This is a genomic window from Saccharopolyspora sp. NFXS83, assembly GCF_026241095.1.
In the GTDB taxonomy this organism is placed as follows: Bacteria; Actinomycetota; Actinomycetes; order Mycobacteriales; family Pseudonocardiaceae; genus Saccharopolyspora_C.
This window is the reverse complement of the sequence record NZ_JAPFGB010000027.1, coordinates 1-9,664: the sequence shown is the minus strand read 5'-3', so window position 1 is coordinate 9,664 and position 9,664 is coordinate 1. Positions and strand designations below refer to the sequence as shown.

Here is a 9,664-nt window from a genome sequence, read left to right as displayed (position 1 = left end):
CGGCGCCGACGTGAGGTTGACGGAAAGGCGTCGAATGCGGAGTTCGCGGTGGTTTCGGAGGCCGGTGACGTGGTCGGTGGTGGTGAGCACCGCGCTGCTCGCCGGGTCGGTCGCGGCGCCGCCGCTCGCGGCCGAGCGGGGGAGCCCGCCTTCGGCGGCGGTGGCCGACGGGGCGCGGGTGCTGCAGGAGAACCGGCTCGACGACCGCACCGTCGACCTGCTGATCTACTCGCCGGCGTTGGGCACCAGCGCGCCCGTGCGGTTGCTGCTGCCCGAGGGGTGGACGCGGAACCCGGACCGGACGTGGCCGGTGCTGTACCTGCTGCACGGCTGCTGCGAGGACGCGGATTACCGGGCGTGGACGGAGTTCACCGACGTCCGGGAGTTCATGGCGGACAAGGACGTGCTGACCGTCATCCCCAGCGGCGGCCCCGCGGGCTTCTACACCCGCTGGACCAATTTCGGCGCGGGCGCACCGGATTGGGAGGCGTTCCACTTGCGGGAGTTGCGCGGCATCCTGGAACGCGACTACGGCGCGGGGCAGCGGCGCGCGGTGGCGGGCCTGTCGATCGGCGGCTACGGGGCTTTCGCCTACGCTTTCCGGAATCCGGGCCTGTTCCGGGCGGCGGCCTCGTTCAGCGGCCTGCTCAACACGTTGCAGCCCGCGGTGCCCGGTGTGATCAAGGGAATTCTGGTGCGGGAGGGCGAGAACCCGTTCGCGATGTGGGGCGACGAGGTGCTGGACCACCGGACCTGGTCGGAGCGCAACCCGTTCGACCACGCGGAGGCGTTGCGCGGCACCGCGCTCTGGGTGTCCTGCGGCAACGGGCTGCCCGGTCCGCTGGACGAGCCCGGTTCGCTGCCCGACCCGCTGGAGCCCGCCGCGTTGTCGACTTCGCAGGTGATGACTTCGCGGCTCAAGGACCTGGGCATTCCCGTCACCGAGGACTTCTACGGCCCCGGCCTGCACGATTGGCCCTACTGGGAGCGGGAGCTCCACCGCGCTTGGCCGATGTTCGCCGAGCGCCTGGGCGTGGAGCGCTCGGGGGCGAGCGCGAACGCGGTGGCCACCGCGCCGATGAGCACCAGTACCGCCGCCATCCGCATTCCCGCCGAGTAGCCGCTGGTGTAGGCGGCGTCGGCGGTGGCACCGGCGGCCAGTGCGGCGCCGCTGTAGGCGGAGAGCACCACGCCGACCACCGCCACCCCGAGCACCCCGGACGCCTCCCGCGCGGCGCTGATCATGGCCGAGGCCACGCCCGCCGTGCCGGGCGGCGCCGCCGACAGCACGGCCGAGGTCAACGGCGTGATCAGCGCCGAGCCGACGCCGATGGACAGCAGCCCCGGCATCAGTCCCCACACCGAGCTCTGCGCGTCCGACTGCGCCAGCAGCCACAGCCCGAGCGCCACCAGCGCCATCCCGGTCGTCACGATCCAGCGCGCGCCGAACCGGGCGCTCAGCGGCGGCACCAGCGGCACGCACAGCACCAGCAGTCCCGCCAGCGGCACGAACACCAGCCCCGCGGCGCTCGGGGACAGCTCCAGCACGTCCTGCAGGAACAGCGAGGTGTAGAGCAGCGTGCCGTTCACCCCGACGCCCCACAGCACCTGGGCGATGGTGCCGCCGCCGAAGACTCTGTTGCGCACCAGCGACAACCGCAGCATCGGTTCCGCCACTCGCCGCTCCACGGCGATCAGCACCGGCACGCCCGCCACCGCCACGGCCGCCGCGCCGATGATCAGCGGCGCGCCGAATCCGAGGCTCTGTCCTTCCACCAGCGCGAAACTGCCCGCCGCGAGCACCACTGTGGACAGTGCGAGCCCGGCGGGGTCCAGGTGCCGCAACGGCATCCGCCCGGTTCGCGGCCGGGTGTCGGGCAGTCCCCACCACACCAACGCCATCGTGGCCAGACCGGTGGGCAGGTGCAGGAAGAAGATCCAGCTCCAGTGCAGGTGTTCGGTGAGCACGCCGCCGACCACCGGCCCCAGCGCGAGCGCCACGGCCAGCGACGCCGTCCAGATGCCCGCGGCCAGGTCCCGGTGTTCCCGGTCGATGTCGGCGGCGAGCACCGCCAGCGACGCGGGCATCACCAGCGCGGCGGAGGCGCCCTGCGCGAACCGGACCCCGATGAGCACTTCGGCGGACTCCGCGAACCCGGCCGCGACGGAGGTGACGATCAGCGCCGCGAGCCCGATCAGCAGGATCCTCCTGCGCCCGGCCAGGTCGGCGAGCCTGCCGCCGACGATGAGCAGGCTCGCGAAGGCGAGCACGTAGCCGCTGACGATCCACTCCAGCTGCGGGACGGTCGCCCCGAGCTCGGTCTGCACGGTGGGCAGCGCGACGTTGACGACGTTGTTGTCCAGAGCCGTGACGAACCCGGCCACGGCGAGGGCCAGCAGCACCGGTGCTTGCCGCACCGGTGCGCTGGCCGCTTCCGCGCTCACGTCGCTCCGCCTTCGGCGGACCGCGCGCCGTTCGAGGCCACTGCGGGTGTCGGCATCGGCGCGGTCGCCCGCCGGTCCGGTCCGGCGGCGTGCTCCTCGGTGAGCGCACCGTAGGGCAGCAGTCGCCCGGCGGCCCGCAGCGCCATCTCCAGCTCGAACCGCGCCTGCGGATCGTTGAGGTCCGCGCCGAAGAGGTCTTCGAGCTGGTGCAGGCGGTAGCGCACCGTCTGCGGGTGCACGCGTAGCCGCTGGGCCACTTCCGGTGCGCCGCCTCGGGTCTGCAGCCACGCCAGCAGCGTTTCGGCCAGCCGGACCTGCTGCTTCGGCTTGAGCTGCTCCAGCGGTGCCAGCCGGGTGTGCACGATTTGCCGGGTGAGGTTCTCGTCGCTGAGCAGCAGCAGGCTGGAGAGGTGGTCCTTGCAGTGCAGCACCGGTTCGTTCGGCACGACGCCCGCGTTGGACAGTTCGAGCAGCCGCCGCGCCCAGCGCAGCGCGTGCGGTGCCTGCGAGATCTCGACCGGCGGCCCGATGACCATCCGCCAGCCGGTGAGCTGCTGCTCCCACGGGATGTCGCCGGGCGGGTCGTCGGTGCACGGCACCAGCAGGTGCGGCTGGGTGCATTCGAGGTCGACGAGCGCTTCCCGTCGCGCCAGCGGATTGTTGCTGTGCGGTTCGTGCTGGTCGGCGCGTTGCAGCGCGGCGACGATGACGGTGCGGGGCCACTTCCAGCGGGCTGCTGCGGCGGCTTCTTCCAGGATCCGGTGCGGTGGCTGGGGATCGGTCAGCAGCAGTTCCAGCAGTCGCCGCCTCCGGCGCGCCTGGGTTCCGGCGGCGCGGGCCTGCGCTTCGGCGAAGCCTTCGACCGACAGCGCGGAGAGTTCGTCGATGTGGGCGTAGATCGCTTCGCCGAGCAGCAGCATCGTGCGGGGTGCGACGCGGGCGCGTTCGCCGATGCGGGCGGTGCGCCGCCAGGCGAGGCGAGCACCGAGGCGGTAGGCGGCCTGCAGGCTGTCGAGGCTGCGGCCTTCGTGCATCTCGGCTTTGCCGAGCGCCCGGTGCACTTCGGCGCAGCGTTCCGGTGGCGCGGTGGGGTCGGCGATCTGGTCGACGAATTGGCTCAGCGCCTCTTCGACGCCGCGGCGGATGGCGTGCACGTATTTGTCGTCCATCGGCCGGGCGTATTCGGGGATGCGCCGCTGGATCTCGCTGAGGATCTGCGTGGCCAGGCTGTTCATCTCGGGACGCAGGATCGGAGCCAGTTCGCTGGGCAGGGCCGCCCACAGATCCGGGGCCTGGGGATGGATCGCCTTCGTCAGCATGACCCTCATTTCCTGCCGGAGGCGGGCGCCCGGATCCGGCAGGAAGAGCCGGTGGGCTGCGCCGCCCTCAAGTACCTACTCGCGAGTAGGAACTTTAGTGATCGCGACGCACTCGCCCCAACCGTCAATTTGAGTGAATACGAAAGTGGGTGCAGTTACGCCCAGTTAATGTGAAAGAAATTCGCCTAATTATTTCCCGGCAAGCTGCTTTCGCGCAATGGGTGCGTCCGCTCGGGGTGAATTGGGCGCCCGTTCGCCCGGCGCGTGGTCCGCATCGATGTAGTCCGCGGCTCGCCTCAGCCGGCGCCGGTGGCCGCGCTCTCGCGCAGCGCCGATTCGTCCTCCGCGCCGAACTCGTCCTCCAGGCGTTCCGGTGCGTGGTCCACGTCGATGCGCTCGACCGGGGCGCCGCGCGCCGATTCGATGGCCTTGATCCGCCGCGCGGCGCGGTCCGCCGCGTACTCGAACAGTCCCTCGATCTGCATCTCGAACGGATCGTGTTCCCAGTTGCCCAGCGAATGTTCGATCTGCGCGATCGCGTGCGGCAGCAGCGCCTCCATCCGCGTGGTCACGATCTCCCAGTTCGTGTCGTCGGCGGCCACGTGCCTGCGGCAGGTGAAGGTGCCCCACGCCATGTGCCGCCGTTCGTCCTCGCTGATCCGCCTGATCAGCTCCTGCATGCCCGGCAGGATGCCGTTGCGCTTGCAGGTGGTGTTCCACAGGAAGTAGCCGGTCAGCGCGAGCACGCCCTCGACGAGGTGGTTGTAGGTGACCGAGGCGCGGACCTGGTTGGCGGGGCTCGGATCGTCGCTGAGCGCGTGCAGGGCCTCCGGCAGCGCTTCGTAGAAGATCGCCCGGTAGCCGGGGTTCTCGGCGACGTGCGGGTGCAGGTCGTCGCGCACGCCCACGGCGTCGAGCCAGCGCCGGAAGCCTTGGGTGTGCTTGGCCTCCTCGAACATGAACTGGCTCAGGTAGAGCTCGTCGGCGGGCCGGCCTTCGGCGGCCATCGCGGCTTGGAACGGCCGGATGTCCTCGGTCACCGCTTCTTCGCCGCCGATGAACTGGGCGCAGAGCATGGTCGCGGCGAACCGCTGCTCGTCGGTGAGCCCGCGCCAGTCCGCGGCGTCCTGGGAGAAGTCGATCGCGGCGGGATCCCAGAACTTCCGATTTCCCTTCTCCCACAACCGGAACGGCAGGGCGTCCGGGTTGATCCGGGCCCGGTCGGGGCGGGAGGGTCTCCGGTCGTGTCGAGCGGTGGTCACGGCAGCTCCTTTCCGTCGCGCGACGCCAGCTCCAGCGTCGCCGGGTTCACCGAGTCCCCGCGCAGTTCGAGCGGGGCCCCGTCGGTGTTGTGGTCGAGGAAGAACAGCGGGTCCTCGGTGTCGACGACCAGCGACAGCCGGTGTCCCGCGGGCACGTCGTAGGCGGTGGGCGGCAGCTCGGTGTCGATCGGCAGCGGCGCGCCGGGCGTCGCGCCCTCCCAGGAGTAGGGGATGTAGGAGATGAGCCGCCCGATGCCGGTGGCGTCCACGTCGTAGAGGTAGGCGACGAGCATGCCCTCGGGGGTGGGCGGCACGGCGGTCAGCCGCAGTCGCGGACTTCCGCGCAGCACCTCGGGTTCCGCGAGTTCGGGGCCGGTCCACCGCGCGCCGGCGCTCGTGTCGAGGGCGGGCAGGAACGCCTTCGGCGGGTTCCCGGTGAGCGCCTCCAGCGTGTAGGTCACCAGTGGCACGCCCCCGTTCGCGACCGTGTCACGTCCACTGTGGATGGTTTTGCTCCAGTCGGTCGACGCGTCGGTGGTGAGTTGTTCCTCGCCGGAGAGGAAGTACCGGTCCGTGCGCGTCGCGATGTGCCGCCAGTCCGGGTACTCCTCCCGTGGCCGGTCCGTGGCGCCGCGCGGTTGCAGCACGACCGGGGCGCCGTCGGGTTCGGTGCCGCGCAGGTGGGTGTCGAACCAGCGGTACGTGTCGTTCCAGGCGTCGTTCGGGAGTCCGAGCAGCCCGCTGGTCTCGGCCGCCGCGTGCTCGCCCGGGAGCAGTTCCAGCTTGCTCGGCGTGGTCAGCCGCTGCTGGAAGTCGGCGAGCTGGCCGGGCGGGAACACCGTCTCGCTCCACGTGTTGAGCATCAGGACCGCGGGCCGGTTCCGGTTGATGCGGTCCACGTAGGACGAAGGTGAGCGCTGCCGGGACCACTCGGTCACCACGTCGCGGTCCTCGCCGGTGATGTACTTGTCCAGCATCTCCCGGCTCTCGTCGGAGAGGTTCCCGTTCTGCTCTCCGGAGATCCGCAGCACCATGGCGACCGCGGCGCGCCGGGTGCGGTTGCCGAACAGCGATTCCTCCAGGTCCGCCCAGCCGCTCATCGCGGCGACGGCGCGGATCCGCGGGTCGAACGCGGATGCCAGCACGCTGATCCCGGCGCCGTAGGAGACGCCGCCGACGCCGATCCGCGCCGGGTCGGACTCGGTGTTCGCCAGCGTCCAGTCGATCACGTTCGAGACGTCGCTGATGTCCTCCGGGCCGGCCACTTCCACTTCGCCGCCGGATTCGCCGAAGCCCCGCGCGCCGTAGGACACCGTCACGTAGCCGCGGGAGGCGAGTGCCCGGCAGGGCATGATGTTCTGCGTGCTGCCGCCGCCCCAGGCGGCCACGAGGACCGCCACCGGGTGCGGTCCGGGATCGGCGGGTTCGCACACCGCGGCGCGCAGCGCGGTGCCGTCGGTGGCGGTGATGTCGACGAGGCGGGTCTCGGTGGATCCCGGGCTCGCCGCGGCGGGCGCGGTGGTGGCCAGCACGGCCGATGCGGTGAGCAGGGCGGCGATCGGCGTGGTGCGGCGAATCATGTGGGGACCCTTTCGTCGCCGGGCGAATGCTCGGCCGTGGCGCGGCCGGTGGGCCCCCTAAGCTACTGACGGTAGGTCAACGGGCAATACTCCATTCGGATCTCACTGCCACTGATGCTTTTTCGCCCCTGTCCGAAGTGGATTTTTTGTCATTCCGGTGACAAGCGGTCCGGTTGTTCGGCTGATGCCAAGGGGAATCGCCGATCCGGGGCGTCGTCGCCCGCGGAGCTTGACTTCTAGTTAGCTCGAAGTTCCAAGGTGGTCGCCATGACGACTTCCACTTCCGGGCGGACCGGGTCCGGGTACTCGGATCTGCCCGCGCTGCTGAGCCGGATGTCCGGCGACGAGAAGCACTCGCCCGCCGCCGTCTCCACGCTGGACGTGCTGTGGGTGCTCTACGACCGCATCCTCGACGTCGACCCAGCACGACCGGACGACCCCGATCGCGACCGGTTCTTGCTGTCCAAGGGCCACGGCCCGATGGCCTACTACGCCGTGCTCGCGGCGAAGGGATTCCTCGACCCCGCCGAGCTCGACGGGTGGAACGCCTTCGACTCCCGGCTCGGCCAGCACCCGGACCGGGTGCTGGTCCCGGGGGTGGAGATCGGCAGCGGTTCCCTCGGCCACGGCCTGCCGCTGGCGCTGGGCACCGCGCTCGGATTGCGCGCGCAGGGCCGCACCGGGTCGCGGGTCGTGGTGCTGGTCGGTGACGCCGAACTCGGCGAGGGCAGCAACCACGAGGCCATCGCCGTCGCGGGCCGCCGCGGTGTCGGCGCGCTCACGACGGTCGTCGTCGACAACGCCTCGGACTCCTACGGCTGGCCGGGTGGCATCGGGGAGCGCTTCACCCGCGAGGGCTGGGCCGCGCACACCGTCGACGGCCGGGACCACGACGCCCTGCACCACGCCCTGACCGACACCCGCCTGGACCAGCCGCTCGCGGTGATCGCGCGCGTGGAACCGAAGGAGTTCGCATGACCCTCATCGACCGGACCGAACGGGACGAGGCCCGGCGCGAGGTCGCGCAGGAAGGTGCGGTCGCGCGTCCGATGCGCGTGGAGTTCACCGACATCGTCGGTGCCGCCCTCGACCACGACCCGCGGCTGGCCGTGGTGCTCGCGGAGATCTCGGCGGACCGCTTCACCGGCGCCGCCGCCCGCCACCCGGATCGGGTGCTCAACGTCGGCATCCGCGAGCAGGTCTTGATCGGTGTCGCCGGTGGGCTCGCGCTGACCGGGCTGCGGCCGGTCGTGCACTCGATCGCCCCGTTCCTGGTCGAGCGGCCCTTCGAGCAGATCAAGCTCGACCTCAACCACCAGCGGGCGGGTGCGGTCCTGGTCAGCACCGGCGCTTCCTACGACTACCCGGCGGCGGGCCGCACCCACATGGCTCCGGGCGATGTCGCCCTGCTCGACACGCTGCCGGACTGGACGGTGCACGTGCCCGGGCATCCGCGGGAGTTCGCGGAGCTGCTGCGAGCCGCGCTGCCCGGCGACGACCTCGTCTACCTGCGGATGACCGAGCGCACCAACGCGCGCCCGCTGCCGGCAGGGAGCGGGTTCCGTGCGGTTCGGGAGGGACGGGCGGGTGTGGTGCTGGCGGTGGGGCCGATGCTGGACCCGGTGCTCGCGGCGACGGCCGAGCTGGACGTGGCGGTGCTCTACGCCTCGACGGTGCGGCCGTTCGACGCCGCCGCGCTGCGGGCCGCGGCGCTGGCGGCGACTCCGGACGTGGTGCTCGTGGAGCCGTACCTGCGGGACACCTCCACCGCGGCGGCGAACGCCGCGCTGGCCGATCTGCCGCATCGAGTGCTCGGGCTCGGGGTGGGCCGCGACGCGGAACTCCGCGCCTACGGCACCGCCGGCGAGCACGACGCCGCGCACGGGTTGGTGCCCGCGGAGCTCGCCCGGTCGATCCGGAGGTTCCTCGCCATCGGCGGCCGGTAGCCTGACCGTGTGGCACGCGTCGTCGTACTGGACTATGGCTCCGGCAATCTCCGCTCCGCCGAACGCGCCTTGGAGCACGCGGGCGCGGACGTGCGGGTGACCTCGGACGCGGACGCCGCCGTCGAGGCCGACGGGCTCGTCGTGCCCGGCGTCGGCGCGTTCGCGGCCTGCATGGAGGGGCTGCTCGCCGCCGGTGGTGACAAGATCATCGACCGGCGGTTGGCGGGTGGCCGCCCGGTGCTCGGCATCTGCGTGGGCATGCAGGTCCTGTTCGACCGCGGCGTCGAGCACGGCGTGCAGGCCGACGGTTGCGGGCAGTGGCCGGGCGACGTGGAGCGCCTGCAGGCCGACGTGCTGCCGCACATGGGTTGGAACGAGGTGTCGGCGCCCGCCGATTCGGTCCTGTTCGACGGCATCGACCCCGGCACCCGCTTCTACTTCGTGCACTCCTTCGCCGCGCGGCGCTGGCAGGCGCCTTCGTCGGAGACGATCGCCCCGGCCCGCGTGACCTGGGCCGAACACGGTGAACCGTTCATCGCGGCCGTGGAGAACGGCCCGCTTTCGGCGACCCAGTTCCACCCCGAGAAGTCCGGCGAGGCCGGCGGCAAGCTACTGCGCAACTGGTTGGGGACCCTCTGACATGCGCCGCCACGGCCTGATGCACCCCAAAGGCGCAGCGCGCGTAGTAGCCCTGATCCTCGCGATCGGCGTGATCGCGGGCTTCAGCTCCACTTACCTGGTCCAAGCGGGCATGCCGGGCTGGCTGATCCTCCTGGTCACCGTCCTAGCCCTCCTGATCCCGATCATCGCCGCCACCAGGTCCTCCCAAAAAGGCGACTGACCAGCAAAAACAAGCCCCCTCCGCCTCGGCCGCGAAGCCACGCAGTAGGCGGCGAAGCCTGCCCGCCTTGCGGCGTAGCCGTGCAGTGGGCGGCGAAGCCACGCCTGCCTTGCGGCGAAGCCGTGCTTGTACGCGCGCCAGCGCATGGCCCACGTCGACAAGCCGCTCACCCGCGGGTTCTCAGCCGGTCTCTCGCGAGGACGGCTTTTTCCCTCGTGGCGGAGCCACTCGGGAAAAAGATCCCGCAGCGAGAGACCGGCTGAGGTTCCGC

At 71.4% G+C, this 9,664-nt stretch carries 8 protein-coding genes and 1 pseudogene; 5 read left to right on the top strand and 4 right to left on the bottom strand.

The genetic code is table 11. The features are described from left to right. Window positions 1-34: 34 nt before the first annotated feature. Window positions 35-1,120, top strand: coding sequence for an alpha/beta hydrolase (locus OOZ19_RS24030; RefSeq protein WP_416309490.1), 1,086 nt, complete (start codon window positions 35-37; stop codon window positions 1,118-1,120). A 98-nt stretch (window positions 1,121-1,218) separates the two neighbouring features. Here the strand turns inward: OOZ19_RS24030 and OOZ19_RS24025 are convergent. From OOZ19_RS24025 to OOZ19_RS24010, 4 genes and pseudogenes are all read right to left on the bottom strand, one after another. After that, window positions 1,219-2,385 (bottom strand): annotated as a pseudogene (locus OOZ19_RS24025) (MFS transporter); the annotation flags it as partial. A 56-nt stretch (window positions 2,386-2,441) separates the two neighbouring features. After that, complete coding sequence (locus OOZ19_RS24020; protein ID WP_266092427.1) at window positions 2,442-3,764, bottom strand: PucR family transcriptional regulator; 1,323 nt, start codon at window positions 3,762-3,764, stop codon at window positions 2,442-2,444. A gap of 296 nt (window positions 3,765-4,060) precedes the next feature. Then, window positions 4,061-5,026, bottom strand: a complete 966-nt coding sequence (locus tag OOZ19_RS24015; protein ID WP_266092426.1) for a R2-like ligand-binding oxidase — start codon at window positions 5,024-5,026, stop codon at window positions 4,061-4,063. After that, the gene (locus OOZ19_RS24010) at window positions 5,023-6,606 is read right to left on the bottom strand and encodes a CocE/NonD family hydrolase (protein ID WP_266092425.1); all 1,584 of its coding nucleotides are present in this window, start codon (window positions 6,604-6,606) and stop codon (window positions 5,023-5,025) included. The genes OOZ19_RS24015 and OOZ19_RS24010 overlap by 4 nt, the downstream gene beginning before the upstream one ends. Window positions 6,607-6,873: 267 nt before the next feature. Between OOZ19_RS24010 and OOZ19_RS24005 the strand changes: the two genes are divergently transcribed. From OOZ19_RS24005 to OOZ19_RS23990, 4 genes are all read left to right on the top strand, one after another. Then, entirely contained in the window at window positions 6,874-7,584 is a 711-nt protein-coding gene (locus OOZ19_RS24005; protein WP_266092424.1) for a thiamine pyrophosphate-binding protein, read from the top strand. 71 nt (window positions 7,585-7,655) lie between these two features. Further along, complete coding sequence (locus OOZ19_RS24000) at window positions 7,656-8,552, top strand: transketolase family protein (RefSeq protein WP_416309494.1); 897 nt, start codon at window positions 7,656-7,658, stop codon at window positions 8,550-8,552. Window positions 8,553-8,561: 9 nt separating this feature from the next. Next, window positions 8,562-9,191, top strand: coding sequence for an imidazole glycerol phosphate synthase subunit HisH (gene hisH, locus OOZ19_RS23995; RefSeq protein WP_266092422.1), 630 nt, complete (start codon window positions 8,562-8,564; stop codon window positions 9,189-9,191). A gap of 19 nt (window positions 9,192-9,210) precedes the next feature. After that, window positions 9,211-9,393, top strand: coding sequence for a hypothetical protein (locus OOZ19_RS23990; RefSeq protein ID WP_266092421.1), 183 nt, complete (start codon window positions 9,211-9,213; stop codon window positions 9,391-9,393). Window positions 9,394-9,664 lie beyond the last annotated feature (271 nt).